At 67.6% G+C, this 23922-nt stretch carries 25 protein-coding genes; 8 read left to right on the top strand and 17 right to left on the bottom strand.

The window, feature by feature from the left end:
• Positions 1–4: 4 nt before the first annotated feature.
• The 3 genes from GOAMI_RS10415 to GOAMI_RS10405 are packed head-to-tail and all read left to right on the top strand — an operon-like array spanning position 5 to position 2580.
• Positions 5–1012, top strand: coding sequence for a glutamate ABC transporter substrate-binding protein (locus GOAMI_RS10415; protein ID WP_006436456.1), 1008 nt, complete (start codon positions 5–7; stop codon positions 1010–1012).
• Positions 1013–1024: 12 nt separating this feature from the next.
• On the top strand, positions 1025–1702 hold the full coding sequence (locus GOAMI_RS10410; protein WP_006436455.1) for an amino acid ABC transporter permease: 678 nt from the start codon (positions 1025–1027) through the stop codon (positions 1700–1702).
• Positions 1699–2580, top strand: a complete 882-nt coding sequence (locus GOAMI_RS10405; protein ID WP_006436454.1) for an amino acid ABC transporter permease — start codon at positions 1699–1701, stop codon at positions 2578–2580. The genes GOAMI_RS10410 and GOAMI_RS10405 overlap by 4 nt, the downstream gene beginning before the upstream one ends.
• A 28-nt stretch (positions 2581–2608) precedes the next feature.
• Here the strand turns inward: GOAMI_RS10405 and GOAMI_RS10400 are convergent, their stop codons facing one another.
• The 7 genes from GOAMI_RS10400 to pgsA form a co-directional block, all read right to left on the bottom strand.
• The gene (locus GOAMI_RS10400; protein WP_006436453.1) at positions 2609–3172 is read right to left on the bottom strand and encodes a regulatory protein RecX; all 564 of its coding nucleotides are present in this window, start codon (positions 3170–3172) and stop codon (positions 2609–2611) included.
• 20 nt (positions 3173–3192) lie between these two features.
• Entirely contained in the window at positions 3193–4236 is a 1044-nt protein-coding gene (gene recA, locus GOAMI_RS10395) for a recombinase RecA (RefSeq protein WP_006436452.1), read from the bottom strand.
• 228 nt (positions 4237–4464) lie between these two features.
• A complete protein-coding gene (locus GOAMI_RS10390; RefSeq protein WP_006436451.1) occupies positions 4465–4659 on the bottom strand; it encodes a DUF3046 domain-containing protein in 195 nt (64 codons plus the stop codon).
• A complete protein-coding gene (locus GOAMI_RS10385; RefSeq protein ID WP_006436450.1) occupies positions 4650–5864 on the bottom strand; it encodes a glycosyltransferase in 1215 nt (404 codons plus the stop codon). Before GOAMI_RS10385 ends, GOAMI_RS10390 begins: the two co-directional genes overlap by 10 nt.
• Positions 5865–5874: 10 nt before the next feature.
• A complete protein-coding gene (pspA, locus tag GOAMI_RS10380) occupies positions 5875–6696 on the bottom strand; it encodes a phage shock protein PspA (protein WP_006436449.1) in 822 nt (273 codons plus the stop codon).
• 109 nt (positions 6697–6805) lie between these two features.
• Entirely contained in the window at positions 6806–7144 is a 339-nt protein-coding gene (locus GOAMI_RS10375; RefSeq protein ID WP_006436448.1) for a helix-turn-helix domain-containing protein, read from the bottom strand.
• A gap of 88 nt (positions 7145–7232) precedes the next feature.
• Positions 7233–7946: a CDP-diacylglycerol--glycerol-3-phosphate 3-phosphatidyltransferase gene (gene pgsA / locus GOAMI_RS10370; RefSeq protein WP_040004755.1), complete on the bottom strand. Its 714-nt coding sequence runs from the start codon at positions 7944–7946 to the stop codon at positions 7233–7235.
• A 161-nt stretch (positions 7947–8107) separates the two neighbouring features.
• Here pgsA and GOAMI_RS10360 point away from each other — a divergent pair, with 161 nt between their 5' ends.
• Positions 8108–8683: an amino-acid N-acetyltransferase gene (locus GOAMI_RS10360; RefSeq protein WP_006436445.1), complete on the top strand. Its 576-nt coding sequence runs from the start codon at positions 8108–8110 to the stop codon at positions 8681–8683.
• 4 nt (positions 8684–8687) lie between these two features.
• Positions 8688–8966 carry a YciI family protein gene (locus GOAMI_RS10355; RefSeq protein WP_006436444.1) on the top strand — a complete coding sequence of 93 codons (279 nt, stop codon included), beginning with the start codon at positions 8688–8690 and terminating at the stop codon, positions 8964–8966.
• Between the two features lie 9 nt (positions 8967–8975).
• Here GOAMI_RS10355 and GOAMI_RS10350 read toward each other — a convergent pair whose 3' ends face one another.
• The 6 genes from GOAMI_RS10350 to thyX all read right to left on the bottom strand — a co-directional run bounded on the left by GOAMI_RS10350 (position 8976) and on the right by thyX (position 17662).
• Positions 8976–9959, bottom strand: coding sequence for a TerC family protein (locus GOAMI_RS10350; protein ID WP_006436443.1), 984 nt, complete (start codon positions 9957–9959; stop codon positions 8976–8978).
• A gap of 220 nt (positions 9960–10179) precedes the next feature.
• Complete coding sequence (locus GOAMI_RS10345; protein WP_040004746.1) at positions 10180–13167, bottom strand: DNA translocase FtsK; 2988 nt, start codon at positions 13165–13167, stop codon at positions 10180–10182.
• 97 nt (positions 13168–13264) lie between these two features.
• Entirely contained in the window at positions 13265–13897 is a 633-nt protein-coding gene (locus tag GOAMI_RS10340) for a TIGR03085 family metal-binding protein (protein WP_040004753.1), read from the bottom strand.
• Between the two features lie 41 nt (positions 13898–13938).
• Complete coding sequence (locus GOAMI_RS10335; RefSeq protein ID WP_006436439.1) at positions 13939–15966, bottom strand: ribonuclease J; 2028 nt, start codon at positions 15964–15966, stop codon at positions 13939–13941.
• Entirely contained in the window at positions 15966–16871 is a 906-nt protein-coding gene (gene dapA, locus GOAMI_RS10330) for a 4-hydroxy-tetrahydrodipicolinate synthase (RefSeq protein ID WP_040004745.1), read from the bottom strand. The genes GOAMI_RS10335 and dapA overlap by 1 nt, the downstream gene beginning before the upstream one ends.
• A 38-nt stretch (positions 16872–16909) precedes the next feature.
• Complete coding sequence (gene thyX, locus GOAMI_RS10325) at positions 16910–17662, bottom strand: FAD-dependent thymidylate synthase (RefSeq protein WP_006436437.1); 753 nt, start codon at positions 17660–17662, stop codon at positions 16910–16912.
• Between the two features lie 104 nt (positions 17663–17766).
• On the opposite strand from thyX, the gene GOAMI_RS10320 reads away from it, so the two are divergent.
• On the top strand, positions 17767–19431 hold the full coding sequence (locus GOAMI_RS10320; RefSeq protein ID WP_006436436.1) for an alkaline phosphatase D family protein: 1665 nt from the start codon (positions 17767–17769) through the stop codon (positions 19429–19431).
• A gap of 1 nt (position 19432) precedes the next feature.
• On the opposite strand, the gene GOAMI_RS10315 is transcribed toward GOAMI_RS10320, so the two are convergent.
• The 4 genes from GOAMI_RS10315 to GOAMI_RS10300 are packed head-to-tail and all read right to left on the bottom strand — an operon-like array spanning position 19433 to position 22845.
• Positions 19433–20203 (bottom strand): HAD-IIB family hydrolase, encoded by a 771-nt coding sequence (locus tag GOAMI_RS10315; RefSeq protein WP_006436435.1) that lies wholly within the window; start codon positions 20201–20203, stop codon positions 19433–19435.
• A gap of 54 nt (positions 20204–20257) precedes the next feature.
• Positions 20258–21484 (bottom strand): winged helix-turn-helix domain-containing protein, encoded by a 1227-nt coding sequence (locus GOAMI_RS10310; RefSeq protein WP_006436434.1) that lies wholly within the window; start codon positions 21482–21484, stop codon positions 20258–20260.
• Positions 21485–21496: 12 nt separating this feature from the next.
• The gene (locus GOAMI_RS10305) at positions 21497–22015 is read right to left on the bottom strand and encodes a dihydrofolate reductase (protein WP_006436433.1); all 519 of its coding nucleotides are present in this window, start codon (positions 22013–22015) and stop codon (positions 21497–21499) included.
• Positions 22012–22845, bottom strand: coding sequence for a thymidylate synthase (locus GOAMI_RS10300; protein WP_040004744.1), 834 nt, complete (start codon positions 22843–22845; stop codon positions 22012–22014). Before GOAMI_RS10300 ends, GOAMI_RS10305 begins: the two co-directional genes overlap by 4 nt.
• Before the next feature lie 108 nt (positions 22846–22953).
• Between GOAMI_RS10300 and GOAMI_RS10295 the strand changes: the two genes are divergently transcribed.
• Positions 22954–23304: an HNH endonuclease gene (locus tag GOAMI_RS10295; protein WP_006436431.1), complete on the top strand. Its 351-nt coding sequence runs from the start codon at positions 22954–22956 to the stop codon at positions 23302–23304.
• Positions 23305–23395: 91 nt separating this feature from the next.
• Positions 23396–23845, top strand: a complete 450-nt coding sequence (locus tag GOAMI_RS10290; RefSeq protein WP_006436430.1) for a nitroreductase/quinone reductase family protein — start codon at positions 23396–23398, stop codon at positions 23843–23845.
• Positions 23846–23922 lie beyond the last annotated feature (77 nt).

The following is a 23922-nucleotide window of genomic DNA, read 5'->3' as shown; positions in this document are numbered from 1 at the left end:
ACACTTGTCCCGATGGCGTCGTGCCGGACTGCTTCTCGCGGTCGGGGCACTGCTGACCGGACTGCTGTCGGCCTGCGGGAGCACCGAGCCCCGCAGCCTGTTGAACTCGATCCGCGACGGTTCGGTGGTCCTGGGCGTCAAGTTCGACCAGCCGGGGCTCGGGCTCTACGAGCCGAACGGCAACGTCACCGGCTTCGACGCCTCGGTCGCCACGTATGTGGTCAATTCGATCGCCGACGACCTCGGCGTGGACCACCCGGAGATCACCTGGCGGGAGACGCCGTCGGCCCGTCGCGAGGCGATGATCGACAACGGTGAGGTCGATCTCATCGCCGCCACCTATTCGATCAACGCGAGCCGCTCCAAGAAGGTGTCGTTCGGCGGCCCCTACCTGCAGACCTACCAGGGCCTGATGGTGCGCGCCGACGACAACTCGATCAAGCAGCTGGCCGACCTAGACAACGGCAAGAAGCTCTGTTCGGTCACCGGCTCGACATCGGCGCAGAACGTGAAGGCCCAGCTGCCGACGGTCCAGCTGCAGGAGTACGACTCCTACTCGGCGTGTGTCGAGGCGCTGCGCCGCGACAAGGTCGACGCCCTGACGACCGACGAGGCGATCCTCGCCGGTTACGCCAACTTCTGGAAGGACGAGTTCAAGCTCGTCGAGATGACCTACCTCAAGGACGCGTGCGTGAAGGACGCCTTGAAAACGGCCGGCAGTCCGTTCTCGACCGAGCGCTACGGCGTCGGTGTCGCTCTCGGCGACAAAGCCGCCGTGGATGCGATCAACAAGGCCCTCGACGCCATGCTGACCCCGGCCGGGAGCTCTGATGCCGGGCTCGGGGAGTCACCATGGAACGCCGACCTGCGCGAGGCCCTCGGCAACGAGTACGTGGACGAGATCATCGCCCGCGCGGATCGCCCCGGCTCCAAGTTCCCCTACAAACCCGACCCCGGTGACCTCGAGTTCCTCGATTCACCATCCAAGCCGTGCCCGCCCGGACTCGAGTGAGAGGAACCATCGATGAATGACGCCTCTCTGTGGGAGAGCATGGGTCCTCAGCTGTGGCCCGCCTTCTGGGTGACGATCCAGCTGACCTTCTACTCGGCGATCGGTTCGCTGGTGTGGGGCACGGCCCTCGCCGCGATGCGGGTCTTCCCCGTCCCGGTGATCCGCGGTTTCGCCGGGGTCTATGTGAACGTGGTCCGCAACACCCCGCTGACGCTCGTCGTGCTGTTCTGCGCGATCGGTCTCTACCAGAATCTGGGCCTGACCTTCGCGCCGACGATCAAGTCCAACAACTTCTGGCTCGCGGTGCTCGCGTTCGTCCTCTACACGTCGACCTTCGTCTGCGAGACGCTCCGGTCCGGCTTCAACACCGTGCCCCTGGGGCAGGCCGAGGCGGCCCGGTCGCTGGGTCTGTCGTTCACCCAGGTGTTCGGGGTCATCGTGTTGCCGCAGGCGATCCGATCGGTCATCGGCCCGCTGGGCAGCGTCCTGATCGCGCTCACCAAGAACACCACGGTCGCCTCGGTCATCGGTGTCGCCGAGGCCGCGGCTCTCATGAAGACCGAGATCGAGACCTTCTCCGACCAGCTGTTCGTGATCTTCGGCGTCATCGCCGTGGGCTTCATGATCATCACCCTCACCGAGGGGGCCGTCTTCGGCTACCTCGCCAAGCGACTGGCGGTGAAACGATGAGCGCCGAATCGACTGTCCTGTACGACGCACCCGGACCACGCGCACGGGCCCGGAACCGCCTGATGGCGATCCTGTTCATCGCGGTCCTCGCGGCGATCGCGATCTACGTGATCTCCGTACTCGCCGCCAACGAGCAGTTCACCGGCGAGAAGTGGAGCCCGTTCGTCACCTGGTCCACCTGGACCGGCTACATCCTGCCCGGACTGTGGCGCACTCTGGCGGCGGCCGCCGTCTCGATCGTGTTCTCGCTGATCCTCGGCGCCGTCCTCGGCATCGGCCGGCTGTCGGATCATCGCTGGGTACGGGCCGTCTCGGGTGTGTTCGTCGAGGTCTTCCGCGCGATCCCGGTCCTGATCCTGATGGTGTTCACCTGGTTCCTGTTCGCCATCTACGGCATATTCCCGTCGTCGATGCTGGCGTTCGCCGCGGTGGTCACCGGGCTGACGCTCTACAACGGGTCGGTGATGGCCGAGATCCTGCGCTCCGGCATCAACTCGCTGCCCAAGGGCCAGACCGAGGCATCCATGTCGCTCGGTCTGCGCAAGAGCCAGATGATGCGCATCGTGCTGCTCCCCCAGGCGATCACCGCGATGATGCCGGCACTGATCTCGCAGATGGTGGTGGCACTCAAGGACAGTGCGCTGGGCTACATCATCGGCTACTCGGAGGTCGTGCGCAGCGGCCTGCTGTCGGCCTCCCGCTACGGCAACTACATCCCGGCGCTGATCGTGGTGGCGATCATCATGATCGTCATCAACTTCGGGCTCTCGAACCTCGCGACCTACGTCGAACGACGTCTGCGTCAGGGTCGACGGTCGGCCGCCGAGCCGGCCGACCCGGAGAAGACCGAACTGGCCGCGTCGGAGAACCTGCTCTGAGCCAGGCCGTCGGAGTGACGGGGAGGCCTCAGGCGTCTTCCAGTGCGCCGAGCGCCTCCCCCACCACGTCGAACGCCAGCGACTGCGAATAGCCACGCCGGACAAGGAAACCGACCAGACGACGCAGGGTCTTCTCTCGTTCGGCACGGTCGGCGACAACGCGTTCGACGACCGACGGCGTCAGCTTCCGTGCGACGAGTCCGGCCGCGATCTCGCGTTCGTCGTCGGGATCGATCTCGGCGAGGGTCTCGGCGATGATCGACTCGGAGATTCCCTTGGTCCGGAGCTCATGACGCAGCACCACGCGTCCCTTTCCGGAGTTCAGGTGGCGGGAGCGTACCCACTCGGCGGCGAAATCGGTGTCGTCGAGCAACTGGTGCTTGTCGAGTCGGGCCATCACCTCGTCGACGGTGTCCGTGTCGAACCCCTTGCGGGTCAACCGCTCCCGCATCTCGTGCCGTGAACGCGCACGGACCCCGAGCAGTCGCAGTGCAGAGTCCCATGCGCTGGGGCCTCGCCGGTCGGGATTGTCATCCCGACGCGTGCGCGTCCGTTCGGGGTCCGTCGGTTCGGGGCTTGATGCCTCGTTCATATCGGATCAGGCGGAGCCGATCAGAATTCGACCGGTGCCGGGGCGATGTCGTCGGCGTCGACGGTCGCGCCGATGCCGAGCTTCTCCTTGATCTTCTTCTCGATCTCGTCGCGGATGTCGACGTTCTCGAGCAGGAATTTGCGGGCATTCTCCTTGCCCTGGCCCAGCTGATCGCCCTCGTAGGTGAACCACGAGCCCGACTTACGGATGAAGCCCTCGGCCACACCCATGTCGATCAGTGAGCCCTCCTTGCTGATGCCCTGCCCGTAGAGGATGTCGAACTCGGCCTGCTTGAACGGCGGCGCGACCTTGTTCTTGACGACCTTCACGCGGGTACGGTTACCCACCGCATCGGTGCCGTCCTTCAGGGTCTCGATACGGCGGACATCCAGGCGAACCGACGAGTAGAACTTGAGAGCCTTACCGCCCGTCGTGGTCTCGGGGGAACCGAACATCACGCCGATCTTCTCGCGCAACTGGTTGATGAAGATCGCGGTGGTCTTCGACTGGTTCAGCGCGGAGGTCATCTTGCGCAGCGCCTGGCTCATCAGGCGGGCCTGCAGGCCGACGTGGCTGTCGCCCATCTCACCCTCGATCTCGGCCTTGGGCACGAGTGCGGCCACCGAGTCGATGACCAGGATGTCGAGCGCGCCGGAGCGGATCAGCATGTCGGCGATCTCGAGCGCCTGCTCACCGGTGTCGGGCTGCGACACGAGCAGGGCGTCGGTGTCGACGCCGAGCTTCGCGGCGTAATCGGGGTCCAGCGCATGCTCGGCGTCGATGAACGCGGCGATACCGCCCAGGGCCTGGGCGTTCGCGACGGCGTGCAGCGCGACCGTGGTCTTACCCGAGGATTCCGGACCGTAGATCTCGACGACGCGGCCGCGGGGCAGACCACCGATACCGAGGGCGACGTCGAGTGCGATCGAACCGGTCGGGATGATCTCGATCGGCTGGCGGGTCTCCTCGCCCAGGCGCATCACCGAGCCCTTGCCGAAGTTCTTGTCGATCTGGGCGAGGGCCAGATCGAGGGCCTTCTCACGGTCTTGAGGCGCAGGTGCCATGGGAGTTCTCCTCGGTTGTGAGCCGGATTTCCGGCGGGTGGTCGGTGCGGTCCGGGCGTTCATGTCTGAAAGGTATCGCGTGGGTCCGACAAGTCTCGGCGGCCCTCCCGAGCCCGATACTGCTTCCCGATCCACATACCTCAGACGCGGCGGCGGTCCGTACGGTTCCGTCTGATCACCAGGATGAACGAACAGGTGTTCGATGGCAAGTGTGACACGCGGGGCGTGTCACCAACGCCGGCGCGGTACGTCGAAGTCGCGGCAGATGGCGACCCAGACGTCGCGCGGGTCGACCCCGTCGTCGATCGCCTGCGCCCCGGTGCGTCCACCGAATTCGGTGAGCACGTGGTCGACGAGAATCGAATCCGCCCTGGACACACCGAATTCGGTGGTCATCAGTTCGTTGAACTCGGTCAGGCGCACGGCCCCACCCTACGGAACGCGGCACGGTCCAGGACGGCGTGGGCCACCGCCACCGGGTCGACGGTGTCGGCACCGCTCGCCCCGATCCGCCGTGCGCTCCGGGTGCACTCCGGGTCGTCGAGAACGGTGCAAACGGCATCGGCGACGGCCTCGACCGTGAGCGGGCGGACCACTCGGCCGGCACCCGCGCGCCGGAGACGGTTCGCCAGCTCCCACTGGTCGCCGCCGCCGGGTACTGCGACGACCGGAACCCCGGCGCTCATCGCCTTGGCCAGGATCCCGTGACCGGAGCCGCAGATCAGTACCTGCGCGTCGGCCAGCACCTCGTCCTGCCGTCCCAGCCCTGCGGTGATCGGGGCCGAGGAGTCGCCGAAGCGGGCGAGATCCGCGGTGGACGGACGATGCAGCCCGGAGACCACCACCCGGACACGACGGCCCAGAATCCGCTCGGACAGCGCCTCGAGGACCACACCGACCATGTCGGGGGCGCCGGTCTGCGCCGTCGACGGGGCGAGCACCACCAGCGGTGCATCGCCGTCGGGACGGTCGAAGAGGTCGTCGGTGGGTTCCCACAGGAGTGGACCGATGAGATGGGTGTCGGCCGGCCAGTCGGGCCGCGGCACCTCGAGCCCCGGCAGCGTCGCCACGAATCGCGCGCACGGACCACCGTCGTGCGCCGGGAGACCGATCGACAGCCGTGCCGCAGCACGCTGCCGTTCGCCTTTGCGGATGGAGGTCGCGGTCGCGGCACGCATCAGCGTGTCCCGAACGCGACCGCGGATGCCGGTTCCCGGGGCGAGCCCCGAACCGATCGGCGGCAGGCCGCGAGACGGCAGGTACAGCGGGTGCGGCGACAGCTCGATCCACGGAAGGCCCCGGAGCTGCGCGGCCCATCCCCCGCAGACCGTGATGACGTCGGAGACGACGAGGTCGGCACCGGACTCCGCCAGCAGGGGCGCGAGCAGATCGGCCATGCGTGCCGCGCGGGCGCTGAGTTTGTCCCCGGCGTCGGCGTCGTCATCGTCGTCCGTGGCCGCGAGACCCGGGAGCTCGGCGATGTCGATGCCACGGCGACGCGCGGCGGCCGACCAGTTCAGTCCGGTGTGGACAGTGGTCCGATGCCCGGCCGCGGCGAACCGCTCGGCGAGGGCGAACGCCGGAAAGGCATGTCCCGCATCGGAACCCGCGACAAGTGCAACATGCACGTGCCGCGGATCAGTTCTGCGCGGGCGGCTCGGTGGTCGGCGGGGTGGCCTGCGTCGCCGGCTGACCCTTCTGCAACGGTGGTGCGGTGGCGCCCGCGGACGGCAGGGCATCGCCGCGCATGCTGGCGCGGATCTGCTCCAGGCGCGAATGACCGGCCATCTGGATGCCCGCCTGCTCGACCTCCTGCATGCGGCCCTGGACCGAGTTCTTGGCCAGCTCGGCCGAACCGAGGGCGTTGGCGTAGCGGCGCTCGATCTTCTCGCGGACCTGGTCGAGGCTCGGGGTGTTGCCGGGCACCGACAACTCGCTCATCTGGTTGAGCGATGCGCTGACCTGCTCCTGCATCTTGGCCTGCTCGAGCTGGCTGAGCAGCTTGGAACGCTCGGCGAGTTTCTGCTGGAGGATCATCGCGTTGCGCTCGACGGCCTTCTTGGCCTGGTCGGCGGCCTGAAGCGACTGGTCGTGCAGGGACTTGAGGTCCTCGACGCTCTGCTCGGCGGTCACCAGCTGCGCCGCGAACGCCTCGGCGGCGTTCGTGTACTCGGTGGCCTTCTGGGTGTCGCCGGCGGCAGCGGCCTGATCGGCCAGCGTCAGTGCCTGGCGGGTGTTGGCCTGCAGACGCTCGATGTCCTCGAGCTGCCGGTTGAGCTTCATCTCGAGCTGTCGCTGGTTGCCGATGACCGAGGCGGCCTGCTGCGACAACGCCTGGTGCTGACGCTGGGCATCTTCGATCGCCTGCTGGATCTGGACCTTCGGGTCGGCGTGTTCGTCGATCTTCGCGTTGCCGAGTGCCGTCAGGTACCGCCACAACTTCACGAACGGGTTCGCCATGCTCTACGTCACTCCATTCAGGGGTTTGAGAGAACTGTGCAGACCAATTTAGTGGCTGCGGGTTCCCGATAGTGCCGCAGCACTCAAATGGTCATTCGGACGACGTGGATCAGGCGGCCGCGAGCGCCGTCGCGTCCCGGCGTCCGGCGGGTGCGGGGATGACCACCTTGGTCGCGGTGAGACCGGCCTCGGCGACCTCGGGGGTCATGGTCTCGGCCGGACGCATCGCGTTCCCGACGTCGAGGAGGAGGTCGGCGATCTCCACGTCGAGTGCATCGCAGATGGCCGCGAGCAGTTCGCTCGAGGCCTCTTTCTGGCCGCGCTCGACCTCGGAGAGGTAGCCCAGGCTCACGCGTGCACCGGTGGACACCTCACGCAGGGTCCGGCCTTGCTGCGTGCGGACCCGACGCAGGCTGTCGCCGAGCGCCTCACGTAAGAGCATCGCCATCGAGTCTCCTCTCCCTGTCCACTCCTCGGCCAACGCCTCACGCAGCCGGATCGTTCCCCGGCCGCGGTTCCACCGACAGTAGTCGAACTCAGCGCCCTGCGCCGGTTCCTCCCACGGCCCGTCGCGTCTGCGGTGCCGGCTCCGGATCGGGGGTGCCGGTGCGGGAACCGCCGCCGGACCTGACCTTGATCGCCTGCCAGGTGTAGTCGAGGCCGGTGTAGATGGTGACGACCACCGCGAGACCCATCACGATGCCGGCGGCGATGTCCCATCCGCCGCCGAGGGGCGCCAGGTACAGGCCGATGGCGACCGCCTGCAGCAGCGTCTTGAGTTTTCCGCCGCGACTGGCGGGGATGACCTTGTGCCGCAGCACCCAGAAGCGCAGCGCGGTGACCCACAGTTCGCGCGCGATGATGACCGCGGTGACCCACCAGGGCAGGATGCCGAGGATCGAGAGTCCGACGAGCGCACCACCGATCAGGGCCTTGTCCGCGATCGGGTCGGCCATCTTGCCGAAGTCGGTGATCAGTCCGCGCGCGCGGGCGATGCGGCCGTCGTACCGATCGGTCAGGGCCGCGACGGCGAAGACGACCGTCGCCACCGTGCGCCACAGCGTGGATTCTCCGGACTCGAGGAACAGCACCGTCAGGAACACCGGAACCAGGAGGATCCGGAAGACGGTCAGGGCGTTCGCGATGTTGACGACCGGGACCGGGTCGACGGGATCGGTGATGTGGTCCGGCCCGCGGCCCACATTTGCGATACCTTTTTCGTCGACGGCCCGCCGAATGCGATCGGTCATGAGCACACCCCCGAGCGCGGACAGGTTCCGCGATACACGGGAATTCTCGTACTCACACCCCACAGGGTATCGGTCCACGCCCCGCGGAAGGTCACCCGGGCCGCTACGCGCCCCGACATCACCGTGGGGCGCACGCCCTCACAGGACTAAGGTGAGTTCCCATGTCCCCCGTCTCCCCGGAGCCCGCCCAACCCGAGTCCGCGGCGGATCCCGTTGCGCCCGAACCGACTACTCGGGACATCGCCGTCCGGCGCGCGCGTACGTCGGACGTACCGCGCATCAAGGAACTGATCGACAAGTACGCGGGCAGGATCCTCCTGGAGAAGAACCTCGTCACCCTCTACGAGTCGGTCCAGGAGTTCTGGGTCGCCGAACTCGACGGGCTGGTCGTGGGATGTGGTGCGCTCCACGTACTGTGGGCCGATCTCGGCGAGGTTCGCACGGTCGCGGTCGATCCCGTGTTCTCCGGACGTGGCATCGGGCACAAGATCGTCGGCCGGCTGATGGAGATCGCCCGCGAACTCGAACTGGCCCGCGTCTTCGTGCTGACCTTCGAGACGAGCTTCTTCGCCAAGCACGGCTTCCGCGAGATCGAGGGCACCCCGGTCACGCGCGAGGTGTTCGAGGAGATGTGCCGTTCGTACGACACCGGTGTCGCGGAGTTCCTCGACCTGAGTTACGTCAAACCCAACACCCTGGGGAACACCAGGATGCTGGCCACCATCACCCGGGAGTGAACCGATGCCCTATTTCGCCGTCCAGTACACCTACCGTCCGGCCAAGGCCGCGCTCCGCGACCAGCACCGGCCGCTTCATCGGCAGTGGCTCGGCGAGGAGAACAAGGCGGGCAACGTGCTCATCGCGGGACCGTACCCGGACGGGTCGGGCGCGCTGATCATCATCAGCGCGGCCGACCTCGAGGCCGCCGAGGCGTTCTTCGCCAACGACCCGTTCCAGGCGCACGAGGCCGTCGACGCCGTCCGGATCGACGAGTGGACCCAGGTCTTCGGACCGTTCTGACCCCTGCCGCTAACTCTTCGACACAGCTGACCTGCTCCTGACCAGGCTTGCGACGGTGGTGATCACCAGGACACCGACGATCACCGACAACGACACCGGCGTCGAGATCTCCGGGACGCTCACATGCTCACCGCCGTTGACGAACGGCAGGGTGTTCTCGTGCAGCGCGTGCAGGACGAGCTTCGCACCGATGAACGCGAGGATGATCGACAGGCCGATCGACAGGTACACCAGCCGGTCGAGCAGCCCGCCGAGCAGGAAGTACAGCTGACGCAGGCCCATCAGCGCGAAGGCGTTGGCGGTGAACACCAGGTACGGCTCCTGGGTCAGGCCGTAGATCGCCGGGATCGAGTCGAGGGCGAAGAGCACGTCGGTGAACCCGATGACGATGAGGACCATCAGCATCGGCGTCGCGAGACGCTTGCCGTTGACGCGGGTGAACAGCTTGTCGCGGTCGTAGGAGTCGTGCGTGCGCAGGAATCGCTTGACGAACCGCTCGAGACGACTCTCCCGCTGTTCCTCGTGCTCCACGGGGTCGTCGCTCTCGCGGACGAGTTTGACGGCGGTGAAGATCAGGAACGCGCCGAACAGGTAGAACACCCAGCTGTAGGCGTTGATCGCGGCGGCGCCGACGGCGATGAAGATGCCGCGCATGCCCAGCGCCATGACGATGCCGAGCAGCAGCACCTTCTGCTGATACTCACGGGGCACCGCGAATTTCGCCATGATGATGACGAACACGAACAGGTTGTCCACCGAGAGCGCCTTCTCGGTCACGTAGCCGGCGAAGTACTCGCCGCCGAACGTCGATCCCCACTTCCACCAGACGAACAGCCCGAACACGATGGCGAGCGCGATGTACACCGCCGACCAGATGCCCGATTCCTTGAGCGACGGGGCGTGCGGCACGCGCACGTGGGAGAAGAAGTCGAACACGAACAATCCGAGGATCACCACGCAGGTGATCAGCCACACGGATACAGAGACATCCACGGTATTCCTCCAGCAGGCAGCATCAGCTGACGAGCCAGAGGTCTCTCCCGCCGAGATGGCGGCCGACGCTCCGGGCCAGGGTTGCGACGATGATCGGCATCATCGCGGGCCCTGACCGTATTGACGGAGACGCCGCGTCGGGGATACTCCCCTCATGGATCTGCCGTCACTTTAGTACAGGCGGTAGTAGTTCCGCAGAAACCTCAGGTCAGAGAGTTCTTCAGTCGCCCGATCCGTCTGTTTCGTCTCCACCGCCGGTGATCGAGGCGATCACGCCCGCGAGATCGTCGGGCTTGACGAGCACCTCACGCGCCTTGGAACCCTCGCTGGGTCCGACGACGCCGCGGGTCTCCATGAGGTCCATCAGGCGCCCCGCCTTCGCGAAGCCGACCCGCAGCTTGCGCTGCAGCATCGACGTCGACCCGAACTGGCTGGAGACGACGAGTTCGATCGCCTGCAGCAGGTCGTCGAGGTCGTTGCCGATGTCGCTGTCGATGTCCTTCTTCTCGCCGGCCTTCGCCGCGGTGACACCCTCGGTGTACTCCGGCTCGGCCTGCTCCTTGGTGAAGTCGACGACGGCCGCGATCTCCTCGTCGGAGATGTAGGCGCCCTGCATGCGGATCGGCTTGTTGGCACCCATCGGCAGGAACAGGCCGTCACCCATGCCGATGAGCTTCTCGGCGCCCGGCTGATCGAGGATGACGCGCGAGTCGGTCAGCGACGACGTGGCGAACGCCAGGCGCGACGGCACGTTGGTCTTGATCAGACCGGTGACGACGTCGACCGACGGACGCTGCGTCGCGAGGACCAGGTGGATGCCGGCGGCGCGCGCCTTCTGCGTGATGCGGACGATCGCCTCTTCCACGTCGCGCGGCGCGGTCATCATCAGGTCCGCGAGCTCGTCGACGATGGCGAGGATGTACGGGTACGGCTTGTACACCCGCTCGCTGCCGAGCGGAGTGGTGATCTCGCCGGAGCGCACCTTCGCGTTGAAGTCGTCGATGTGACGCACCCGCGACGCCTTCATGTCCTGGTAGCGCTGCTCCATCTCCTCCACCAGCCATGCGAGGGCGGCGGCCGCCTTCTTGGGCTGGGTGATGATGGGGGTGATCAGGTGCGGGATGCCCTCGTAAGGCGTGAGTTCCACCATCTTCGGGTCGATGAGGATCATCCGGACCTGCTCCGGGGTGGCGCGGCTCAGCAGCGACACCAGCATGGAGTTGACGAAGCTCGACTTACCGGAGCCGGTCGAACCGGCGACGAGCAGGTGCGGCATCTTCGCCAGGTTCGCGCTGACGAAGTCGCCCTCGATGTCCTTGCCCAGACCGATCACGAGCGGATGCTTGTCCTTGCGGGTCGACGACGCGCTGAGGACGTCGGCCAGGCGGACCATCTCACGATCGGCGTTGGGTACCTCGATACCGACCGCGGACTTGCCCGGGATCGGCGCGAGCAGGCGGACGTTGTCGGTGGCCGCGGCGTAGGCGATGTTGCGCTGGAGCGCGGTGATCTTCTCGACCTTCACGCCCGGTCCCAGCTCGACCTCGTACCGGGTGACCGTCGGTCCGCGCGTGTAGCCGGTGACCGCGGCATCGATCTTGAACTGTTCGAGGACACCGGTCATCCGGTCGATCATCTCGTCGTTGGCGCTGGTGCCGGCCTTCGGCGGGTCGCCTTCGAGCAGCAGATGCGGGGGCGGCAGCAGGTAGTCGCCCTCGGCAGCCGGGACCGCCGGTGAGAAGGCCTCCTCGTCGTCGAGGTCGGGTTCGGGCTCGGGTGCCGGTTTCGGCGCCGGTTTGGGTGCCGGACGCGCGGCGGGCGCCGTGCGGCGAGCAGCCGGACGGGCCGGGGGGTCGATCACCTCGGTCATCTGCTCGTCGGGGGCGTTGTCCCCGAACGGCTCGGTGAACGCATCGGCGAAGCTCTCGGTGACCGCGTCTTCGATCGGTTCCTCGGCGACCTTGGCCGGCTTGCGCCGCGACCGGCTCGAGGGCCGCGACGGGGTCTCGTCGGGCGGGTAGTTGTCGTACGGGTTCGACGAGTACGAGCGACGGGTCGCCCGGGAGCCGTAGGTGTCCGCGTCATCGTCGTCGGCATCGTCCGCCGCGGGATCCCCGAAATCGGGATCCTCGTAGTTCTCCGCGTCCTCGTCCCAGTCGAGGTCGCCCTCCCACGGCGCGCCGTCGGCACCGGACACCCCCAGGCCGAGGTATCCGGCGGCGGCGTCGACGACTTCGCGCACGGTCCGGCCACTGAGGATCAGCACACCGAAGGCCATGCACAGCAACAGGATCGGGACGGACACCCAGGCGGTGACCCCCGCGGTGAGCGGCGTGCCGATGGCGAAACCGACGAAGCCCGCCGCCGCCGAACGGCCCGGCAGATCCAGCGGCGCACCGGCGATCAGATGCATGATGCCGAGCAGGGGAAGCACGACGAGGGAGCCACCGCCGAGGTAGCGCCCACGGCGTTCGGGTGCGGCCGGACGCCGCATCAGCATGATCGCGACCACGACGAGCGCGACCGGCATCACGACGGCCGCGGACCCGACGATCGCGCGGATCAACGCCTCGAAGAATGCACCGACCGGCCCGGCGGCGCCGAACCACACACTGGCCGCGAACAGGAGCCCCAACCCGAGCAGGCCGAGCGCGACGCCGTCCCGGCGATGACTGTGTCCCTGACCGCGCGGACCCACCACGTCCGCGTCGACATCGTCGTACTCGGCGTCGTCACCGTCGACGGCATCCAGATCGAAATCGTCGTCGTCGAACGGACGCGACTCGGTCCGCGGTCCGCGGCCGACTCCGGAACCCACGCGGGCCGCGCTGCCGACACCACGAGCGAACAGTGACCAGCCGGCTCCGATCCCCTTCCCCACCGCGGAGGCGCCGGCGGCGGCGACCGAACGGCGGTGCAGATCGACCGATTCGGCGGAGGCCGACGTGTTCCGGCGGCGCGGCGTCGCGGTGGCGGACTGCCGTGCGCGGGACTTGCCGCTGCCGGTGGATCGGTTCGACGCGCGCGACGATCCGGCTTTGCCCGCGCCGGAGCGGGTGGAACCGGAGCGTGTCCCGGCCGACTTGCTCGCGCCCGAACGTGCCGCCGAACCCGTCGACCGTCCGGCACTTTTCGCACCCGACCGTGTGCCGGATGCCCGCGACCCAGACGCGGACGTGCGCGTACCCGTGCTTGCCTTCGAAGCCATACCGACAGACTAGTCGGCAGAGTTCACTTCAGTCACATGGGCAACACTGATAACGGCGCCGTGTCGAAGTTGTTACCCGGTCGCATCGGGACACGCCCTAGAGGCCGTGAGAACTCTCACGAACCGCGGCGATCGCGTCCGCATCGCCGTCGAAGCTCACGGCGACGGGTGCCCGTCCGAACGCGAACAGGACGAGTTCACCGATCGACCCGGTGACCACGACGTCCTTCCCGGAGCCGACGGTCAGCAGGTCCTCACCGGCGGTCGTACGGAGGGTGACGCGTGCGGGGATCTTCTTGAGCGTCATCCTGCCCATCGAGGTGGCCGGACCGCGCAGCTCGGCCTCGAGCTCGGGTGACAGCATCCGCGGCGTCCAGCGGCCCTTCGGGTCCGCTCCCCCGCGCAGCACGTCCTCGTGGTGGACGAACATCTCGGCGAGATTGGCGAACCGGTCGACGAGCTTGAACGGTGAGTAGACCGGCGGACCCGAGGCGAGTTCGTCGAGCAACTCGTCGAAGTCCCGTCGGGCGGCCTTGCTCCGCACCTTCTCGGTGTATCCGGCGAACGCCGGGATCAGGATGCCCGGCCCGGTGTCGGGGCGTCGTTCGCGAACGACGAGATGAGCCAACAGATCGCGGGTGGTCCAGCCCTCACAGAGGGTGGGCGCGTCCGGGCCCACCTTCTTCAGGGTCTCGACGAGAGCCGCTCGTTCCTCCTGTGCACCTGTCACCCCGTCCACAGTAGCGAGCGTTTCCGATACGGTCGTACCGTTCAGTCGGCTCCCACCGCGAGAACCGTCGGCACGATCATCGGGCGGCGGCGGTAGGCCTCGGAGACCCACCGGCCCACGGCGCGCCGAATCCCCTGCGCGATGCGATGCGCGTCGCTCACCCCCTCGGCGGCCAGGGAGTCGAGAACCTGGTTGACCAGGTCGGCGGCCGCCTTCAGCGCATCCGGGTCGTCGGAGAAGCCACGGCCGGAGACCTCCGGCGAGCTGACCGCGCGCCCCGTCGTCGCATCGATCGCGACGGTGATCGCGATGAAACCGCCCTCGCCGAGCACGAGACGCTCCGACAGGGTCGACTCGCCGACGTCACCGACCGACAGTCCGTCGACGTAGACGTGTCCGACCGGCACGCGACCGACGATCTCGGCCCGGCCGTCGACGAGGTCGACCACGACGCCGTCCTCGGCCAGCACGACCTGATCCTCGGACACACCGGTCGCGACCGCGAGCGCGGCGTTCGCACGCAGGTGGCGCCATTCACCGTGCACCGGCATCACATTCGACGGCCGCACCGCGTTGTACAGGTAGAGCAGCTCACCCGCCGAGGCGTGGCCGGACACGTGGACCTTGGCGCTCTGCTGGGTGATGACGGTGGCACCGCGCTTGGCCAGGCCGTTGACGACGGCGAAGACCGAGTTCTCGTTGCCCGGGATCAGCGACGAGGCCAGCACGACCAGGTCATCGGCGCGGATGTTGATCTGGCGGTGCTCGCCCCGCGCCATCCGCGACAACGCCGACAGCGGCTCACCCTGCGAACCGGTCGAGATCAGCACGATGCGATGGTCGGGAAGCGTTGCGGCGGTGTCGAGGTCGACGACCACCCCGTCCGGCACCGACAGGTAGCCGAGGTCCTGCGCGATCTGCATGTTGCGCACCATCGACCGGCCGACGAAGCAGACGCGCCGGTTGTGGGTGTGCGCGACGTCGATGATCTGCTGGATGCGGTGCACGTGGCTGGCGAAGGACGCGACGATGACGCGTTGCCTGGCCTTGCCGATGACCTGGTCGAGCACACCACCGATCTCACGTTCGGGGGTGACGAAGCCGGGGACCTCGGCATTGGTCGAGTCGACGAGGAACAGGTCGACGCCCTCGTCACCGAGACGGCTGAACCCGGCGAGGTCGGTGAGACGACCGTCGAGGGGCAGCTGGTCGAGCTTGATGTCGCCGGTGTGCAGGGCGAGACCTGCCGGCGTGCGGATCGCGAGCGCGATGGCGTCCGGGATCGAGTGGTTGACCGCGAAGTACTCGCAGTCGAACGGACCGTGGGTGGTCCGCTCCCCCTCGGTGACCTGAACGAGCTTGGGCCGCAGGCGATGTTCCCGACACTTGGCCTCGACGAGGGCGAGGGTGAACTTCGACCCGACGACGGGGATGTCGCTGCGCAGCCGCAGCAGGAACGGGATCGCGCCGATGTGGTCCTCGTGCCCGTGGGTGAGGATCACCGCGTCGACGTCGTCCATGCGGTCCTCGATGTAGCGGAAGTCCGGCAGGATCAGGTCGACGCCGGGCTGCTGGTCCTCGGGGAACAGCACGCCGCAGTCGACGATCAGGAGGCGGCCGTCGTACTCGAAGACGGTCATGTTGCGGCCGATCTCGCCGATGCCGCCGAGTGCGACGATCCGGAGTCCGCCCTTGGGCAGGCGCCGCGGGGTGCCGAGACGATCGACCGGTGCCGGGGTCGCCGGCTCGTTCCGACGACCACGCGCGTCGCCGCCGCGTTCGTGGCGACCGCGCCGGGCACCGGACGACGAACCGGACCGCTGCCGGGAGGCATGCTTCGGTGCAGACTCGGACTTTGGGGCGGACTCGGACTTCGGGGCGCGAGCCGGTGCCGGGTCGGGCGCGGTCGTGGCCGGGACGGAGTCCACCGGGACGGCTTCCACGGGGGTCGGCTCCGCGGACACCGGCGGAGTGGCGGGCGGTCCGGCCTTGCGGGAGGCGGCGCGGCGACGGGTGCGCGCCGGCCGCGCTTCGGGCCCGCCGTTGTCGCTGCCGGTGTTGTCGGTCATCAGGCGAGAACACCTGCCGCACGAAGATCCACGATCAGCTCCTCGATCTGGGGCCCGGTGGCGGGCACCTGGGGCAGACGCGGATCGCCCACCTCGAGTCCGAGAATGCGCAGCGCCGCCTTCACCATCGTGACACCTCCGAGGCGTCCCATCGCGTTGACGAGCGGAAGCATCGACGTGTTGAGCGTCCTCGCCGTCGCGAGATCACCCTTCTCGACCGCGATCTGCATCTCGCGCAAGCGATCCGGCACCAGGTGCCCGATGACGCTGACAAATCCGGTGGCGCCGATCGACAGCCACGGGAGGTTCAGTGCGTCCTCACCCGAGAGGTATTCGAGCTTGGTGGTGGCGATGAGGCCGGCGGCCGAGTGCAGGTCGCCCTTGGCGTCCTTGACGCCGCGGATGTTCGGGTGTTCGGCGAGCGCGAGCATCGTCTCGTTGGCGATGGGCACGATCGAGCGCGGCGGGATGTCGTAGAGCAGCACGGGAAGTGCGGTGGCGTCGGCGACCGTCCGGAAGTGCGCGAGGATGCCGGACTGCGGCGGCTTGGAGTAGTACGGGGTCACCACGAGCAGGCCGTGGGCACCGACCTTCTCCGACTCGATCGCGAACCGCACACTCTCGGCGGTGTCGTAGCTACCCGCCCCCTGGGTGATCCGGGCGCGGTCGCCGACGGCGTCCAGCACGACGCGCAACAGATCGAGCTTCTCGGGCACGGTGGTGGTCGGCGATTCGCCGGTGGTGCCGGACACGACGAGTCCGTCGCACCCCTTCGACACGAGGTGGTCGGCCAGGACGGCGGCCTTGTCCAGATCGAGACTTCCGTCGGGACGGAAGGGGGTCACCATCGCCACCACGTTCGTCCCGAAGGGATGCTCGTGCAGCGGTTCCTGGACTGCGTTCATGGTGCTCAAGGCTACCGCCTCCGTATCCGTGACGGGCCTCACCCTTCCAGCACGAACGGTGAGGTCGCGACCTCGGTGCCGTCGGCGAGCGTGCCGATCTCGAAATCGCCGAAGACGGTGGGAGCCACCTGCATCAATTGCCGCAGGCACTCGACCGCGAGCTGGCGGATCTCGACGTCGGCGTGCTCGGTGGCGCGCATGCCGACGAAGTGCCGCCACGCACGGTAGTTGCCGGTCACGACGATCTTGGTCTCGGTGGCGTTGGGCAGCACCGACCGTGCCGCCTGACGTGCCTGCTTGCGACGCAGGATCGCGTTGGGCACGTCGGCGAACTTCGCCTCCAGCGCGGCGAGGAGTTCGGTGTACGCCTCACGACTCGCATCGGTGGCGGCCGTGAAGAGTTCCTCGAGGTGTTCGTCGCCGACGATCGCGGGCGGCGCGACGACGTTGGAGTCGTGTTCGGGCACGAACCGCTGCGACAGCTGCGAATAGGAGAAGTGCCGGTGCCGGATCAGCTCATGGGTGCAGGAGCGCGAGATCCCGCTGATGTAGAAGGTGACCGACGCGTGTTCGAGCAGCGACAGGTGCCCCACCTCGAGGATGTGCCGGAGGTATCCGGCATTGGTGGCGGTGCGCGGGTTCGGCTTGTCCCAGCTCTGGTAGCAGGCGCGGCCGGCGAACTCGACGAGCGCCTCACCGCCCTCGGCGTCCGTGCTCCACGGCACGTCCTCCGGTGGGGTGAACTGGGTCATGGCGACCATCTGCACCTTCAGCGGCACCAATTCGGACACGCAGTCCCCTCCATTCGACGTTTGTGTGCCCCGATTGTCCCCCACCGCCCCGAAGGGCTCGGATTCGGCCTGACGTCGCGGGCCACGGTGGGTAAGGTCCCTGTGTGTCCACCCGACATGAGTCCACCCGACGGACTTTCCTGCGGACCGGTGCAGTCGTCACCGGGGCCGCACTCACCCTGCCCGCCGTCTCCGACCCCGGCCCCGCTGAGGCTGCTCCGCCGCGGGCCTTCGCCCACGGCGTGGCGTCCGGCGACCCGCTGCCCGACGCGGTCATCCTGTGGACCCGGATCACCCAGTCCGCCGCCTCGACGCCGGGTTCCGGTGTGGGACAACCATGTTCGGTGCGATGGGAGATCGCGCGCGACGCGGGCTTCGGTGCGGTCGTCGGATCGGGTGTCGTGCAGACCTCGGCCGAGCGGGACTTCACCGTCAAGGTCGACGCCACCGGGCTGAGTCCGCGGACGACGTACCACTACCGGTTCACCGTGACGTCCGGACCGGTCGCCGGGGCGACGTCGCCGATCGGTACGGCCCGCACCGCACCCGCCACCGGCGCCGACGTGGCACGAATCCGCTTCGGCGTCGTGTCCTGCGCCAACTGGGAGGCCGGGTATTTCGCCGCCTACCGGCACCTGAACAACCAGCCGGACCTCGACGCCGTGGTGCACCTGGGCGATTACTACTACGAGTACCAAACCGGCCGGTACACCGGTAAGACCGGCGCGGTCCGGATCCACGACCCGCGTCACGAGATCCGAACGCTGCGTGACTACCGGACCCGTCACGGTCAGTACAAGACCGATCCCGACCTCGCCGCGCTGCACCGGTCGACGCCGTTCATCTGCATCTGGGACGACCACGAGTCGTCGAACGACAGCTGGCGCGAGGGTGCCGAGAATCACCAGCCCGGCGAAGGGTCGTGGCAGGTTCGACGCGCCGCCGCCCTGCGCGCCTACTCCGAGTGGATGCCGATCCGCCCCGGCGTCGACCCGCAAGGCCGACATCTGTTCCGCCGCTTGCGGTTCGGGAAACTTCTCGAGCTGTCGATGCTGGATCTGCGCTCCTACCGCGACCTCCAGGTGAGCGCGGTGTCGTCACGGATCGACGCGCCGTCCCGCACGATGCTGGGTCGGGCTCAGATGTCCTGGCTGACCAACGGCCTCACATCGTCGGAGACGCGGTGGAAGATCGTCGGCAACCCGGTCATGATCTCCCCGGTACTGATCCCGCCACTCGATCCGCAGACCACCGGGGCGGTCACCGAACTGCTCGGGATACCGGAGGAGGGCATCCCCTACAACGCGGATCAATGGGACGGCTACGCCGCCGACCGTCGGCGCCTCCTCGACTCGATCAGGAACAACGGCGTCGACAACGTCGTGTTCATCACCGGGGACATCCACTCGTCGTGGGCATGCGACATCCCGGTGGACGTCGCGAACTATCCCGGTGCCGGGACCGTCGCGACGGAACTGGTCGGGACGTCGGTGACGTCGACCAACATCGACGAGATGTTCAACGTGCCGGAGAACACCGCCGGTCCGACGATCGCGGCCGCGTTCAGTGCGGCCAATCACCACATCCGCTACTGCGAGCTGGACTCGCACGGATACTCGGTGCTGACCGTCACGCCGTCCGCCACCCAGATGGACTGGTATTTCCTGAACGACAAGACCGATCCGCGGTCGGGCCAGTTCTACGCGAAGTCCTTTCGGGTGCGCAGCGGGACGCAGCGGGTCCAACCCGTCGGGCGCCCCGCCGTGTGACCTACGTGCTCTGATCCAGGATCGCCGACAGTTTGGCGTGGGTGTCGGGCCAGCCGTGGACGGCGATCGAGGTGATGCCGAGTGCCTTGACGGGGTAGTCGTTGCCGCCCTCGTCGAGACGGTCGCCGAAGAACAGGATGTCGGAGGTGGTCAGGCCGAGGATGTCCATCAGCTTCAGCGCGCCGTACGCCTTGTCGATGCCCTTCTTGGTGACGTCGACCGACGTCGAACCACCGCTGCGCACCTCGAGGTCGGGCAGCCGCTCGGCGGCATATGCCCGCAGCGACTCCTTCTTCGCGCCGTCGGGATCCCAGGCGGCCTTGGCGTCGACCGGGGCCTTCTGCCCGAGCGCGCTGAAGGTGATCTGGCTGCCGCGGTCCTCGAGGATGTCGCCCCAGGTCTCGCTCTCCCACAGTCCCAGTTCCTTGGCGCCGGTCTCGAGGACGTCGAGCGTGCGCTTCTTCTCGTCGTCGCTGAGGTACTCCGCGTAGACGGTCTCCCACTCGCCGCCGTCCCAGCGGACGTACTGGGTGCCGCAGGTGGGCATCAGGTGGAGGTTGCCCACCGAGTCGAAGCTGCCGAGGCGCGCGAGAACCTGCTTCTCGAACTGGGTGAAGTTGCCGCCGGAGATGATGCAACCGAGGCTGACCTCGAGCATCCGGTGCAGCAGGTCCACCATCTGGTCGTCGAGCGGGCTCTTCGACGCTGCGAGGGTGTCGTCGAGGTCGAACATCACCAAGCGGTAGTCGTTGCCTTCATACGACACGGTCATCGTCGCATCTCTCCTTCAGGTCGTCCCCGTCATGTTTCTTCGATCTCCCGGTGCTCAGCATCCCATCACCGCTCGCAGATCGCGCGCGAGGTCACCCTTCACGCCGACCGTCACGTCGTCCAGGTCGAGCCAGCCCGCGAATCTCCGCAGGTCGGCGGCCAATCGCTCGGCGACGACGCGGCGATCGTGGCCGGGCTCACCGAAGGCGGCGAGTACCAACAGGGTTCGGGATCTCCGGTCGGCCTTGAGGTCGACGCGTGCGGCGAGGTCGGTGCCCAACAGGTAGGGCAACACGTAGTAGCCGTGCACGCGTTTGTGTTCGGGGACGTAGATCTCGATGCGGTAGTGGAAGTCGAAGAGTCGCTGCGCACGTGGGCGGAAGAACACGAGGGGGTCGAACGGCGACAGGATCGCCGAGGTGTCGATGCGTCGCGGCATGGACGCGCCGTCGGCGAGGTAGGCGGGGTCACGCCACCCGTCGACCGTGACCTCGTGCAGCACACCCGCTTCGACGAGGTCGGCGACGGCGGGCCGGGCATCCGCCGGTTTGATGCGGTAGTAGTCGGCGAGGTCGGTGACGGTCGCGACCCCGAGCGAGCGTGCGGCTCGGGCGATGAGCTCGCGTTGCGCCTGCGCACGATCAGGTCGCACCGCGGCGACGTCGGCGCCGACGACACGGTCGGTGAGATCGTAGTGACGTACGAAGTTGCCGTTCCGCACGGCCGACAGGTCGCCGGCGGCGAACATCGCCTCGCACAGGTGCTTGACCTCGCCGCGCTGCCACCAGCTTCCGGCCGTTCCGGGTTCACGCTCGATGCCGAGTTCCGCCTCGATGGTGCGCGGCGTCGCGGCACCGATCTCTTCGATCACACCCCGTACGTCGTCGGCGAGACTCCGGTTGCGACGCATGATCTCGCGGGTGTGCCGATAGCGGCCATCGGCGAATTCGTCCATGCGCCAACGGAACAGCGGCCAGTCCTCGACCGGGATGAGCGCGGCCTCGTGCGCCCAGGACTCGACCAGACGGCGTCGGCCCCGCACCGGCTGCCAGGCAGCGCGATGCAGGAGGTCGGGGTCGTAGGGACCCAGCCGGCTGTAGATCGGCATGAAGTGCGCCCGCGCGACGATGTTGACGGAGTCCATCTGGAGCAGACCGGTCCGTCCGACAACCCTCTTGAGGTGCGCCATGGTCGGGGTGCCCGACGGTGAGCGGTCGGTGAATCCCTGTGCGGCCAGCGCGGTTCGACGCGCCTGGGCCGCGGACAACCGTTCCGTCGCCATCAGCCCCGTGCCTCAGACTCCGCCGTCGCGTGTGTAGTCGATGAAGCGGTAGCGAAGGCCGGTCGAGGACGTCTGCCACTCCCCCTTGTCGGCGACCGTCCACTCCGGTCCGATCTCCGGCGCGAATGCATCGGCACCCGGAACATCGACGTCGATCTCGGTGACGCACAGATCCGTCGCGAATGACAGTGCGGCCCGGTAGATCTCACCACCGCCGATGACCCCGACGGTGTCTCCGTCGGCCAGCATCAACGCCTCGTCGACGGATCGGGCCACCACCGCGCCGTCGGCGGACCAGTTCGGGTTCCGCGTCACCACGATGTTGGTGCGACCGGGCAGGGGCCGGAACTTCGGCGGCAGTGAATCCCAGGTCTTGCGACCCATGATGACCGGGTTGCCCAGGGTCTTCTCCTTGAAGCGCGCCATGTCCTCGGGGACGCGCCACGGGATGGTGTTGTCCCGCCCGATCGCGGCCCCGGCACCCGCGACCTCGTGCCCCTGCGCCCAGACGAGCCGGACACGGGGCCTCACACCGCCACCGGCGCCTTGATCCCCGGATGCGACTGGTAGCCGACGATCTCGATGTCCTCGTACTCGTAGTCGAAGATCGAATCACGCTTGCGCAGTTCGAGTTTCGGATACGGATAGGGCTCGCGCGAGAGCTGCAGGTTCACCTGGTCGACGTGATTGTCGTAGATGTGGCAGTCGCCACCCGTCCACACGAACTCGCCGACCTCGAGGCCAGCCTGCTGCGCCATCATGTGGGTCAGCAGCGCGTACGACGCGATGTTGAACGGCACCCCGAGGAACAGGTCGGCGGACCGCTGATAGAGCTGGCAGGAGAGCTTGCCGTCGGCGACGTAGAACTGGAAGAACGCGTGGCACGGCGGCAGCGCCATCTGCGGGATCTCGCCCACGTTCCATGCGGACACGATGTTGCGTCGCGAATCGGGATTGGTCTTGAGCGTCTCGAGGGCCGCGGAGATCTGGTCGATCTGCTCCCCCGACGGCGTCGGCCAGCTGCGCCACTGGACGCCGTAGATCGGTCCGAGGTCACCGTTCTCGTCGGCCCACTCGTCCCAGATGGTGACGCCGCGTTCCTGGAGCCAGCGGACGTTGGAGTCGCCGCGCAGGAACCAGAGCAGTTCGTAGATGATCGACTTGAGGTGGACCTTCTTGGTGGTGATCAGCGGGAACCCCTCGGCCAGGTCGTAGCGCAGCTGATGACCGAAGAGGCTCTTTGTGCCTGTGCCGGTGCGATCCGCCTTCGGGGTACCCGTCTCGAGCACGAGGCGCAGGAGGTCCTCGTACGGAGTGGGGATCGTCCCGGTCGATGAGATGTCGCGGATGGCCGTGCTCACGGGTGTCAGTGTAGGCAAAGGTGCCGACACGTCGCCGGGCGCACGACACGCGCACTCCACCTACTGTGGCTGCTGTGACGGATGTGACCTCGCGGGTATTCTCCTCCCGTGGCCACTCGCAGCACGACCCGCGCCAATCGCTATGCGAAGCGACGCCGCAAGCGTGTTGCCGCCCGCGACAACGACCTCACCGACACCCAGTGGCTCGCACTCCAGGAGGCTTGGGGCGGGTGTGCGTACTGCGGCGCGGCCGGGGTGGCTCTCCAGCGCGACTGCATGCTCGCGATCTCCCGCGGCGGGCGCTACACCGTCGCCAACGTCGTGCCGTGTTGCGGCTCGTGCAACGCGAGCAAGTGCAATTCCGAGGTCACCACCTGGATGCGCCGCAAGAAGCTCGACGAGAAGGCGTTCCTGGTCCGGCAGTATGAGGTGAGCCGGCTCCTCGCCGACGTCGAATAGCCGAAGAATCGTCACCGGCCGGACCGCGAAGTGTTCCGCGGAACACTCTGATGGCGCACACTGGGACCATCGCGGCAAAGGAGAGACGACGATGAGCTTCGAGACCTCGGTGGGTACACGCGGCGGCCGGTCGCCGAAGGGACCGTTCGTTCGCGTCGTGAACAAGATTGTCGCCCCGATGATCCGCCGGAAGGGGCAGTTCGGCGGCATGAACGCCCTCGTGCTGACGACCGTCGGCCGCAAGAGTGGACAGGAGCGGGCCAACCCGCTCGCCTGGTTCCCCGGACCCGACGGCAGCTGGCTGATCGTGGCCTCGGCGAACGGTGCCGCCAACAACCCCGGCTGGTATCACAACCTCAAGGCGCATCCCGACAAGGCGCGGATCGAGGTGGACGGCAAGACCGTCCAGGTCCGCGCCGAGCAACTCCACGGCGACGAACGCGCACAGGCCTGGAAGCAGATCAGCAAGAACGAGCGGTTCGCCGGCTATCAGGAGAAGACCGACCGGCAGCTGCCGGTCATCAAGCTGACCGCCAAATAGCCGCAGAACCACCCGTTTTCAGCAAACCCAGCACCCCCGAGGGTGGTGATTCTGCCGAAAAGTGGTGGGTCTGCCGG

It is taken from the genome of Gordonia amicalis NBRC 100051 = JCM 11271 (genome assembly GCF_000332995.1).
GTDB classification, from domain to species: domain Bacteria; phylum Actinomycetota; class Actinomycetes; order Mycobacteriales; family Mycobacteriaceae; genus Gordonia; species Gordonia amicalis.
The sequence above is the reverse complement of the archived record's forward strand: the minus strand, read 5'-3'. Positions and strand labels throughout refer to the sequence as shown.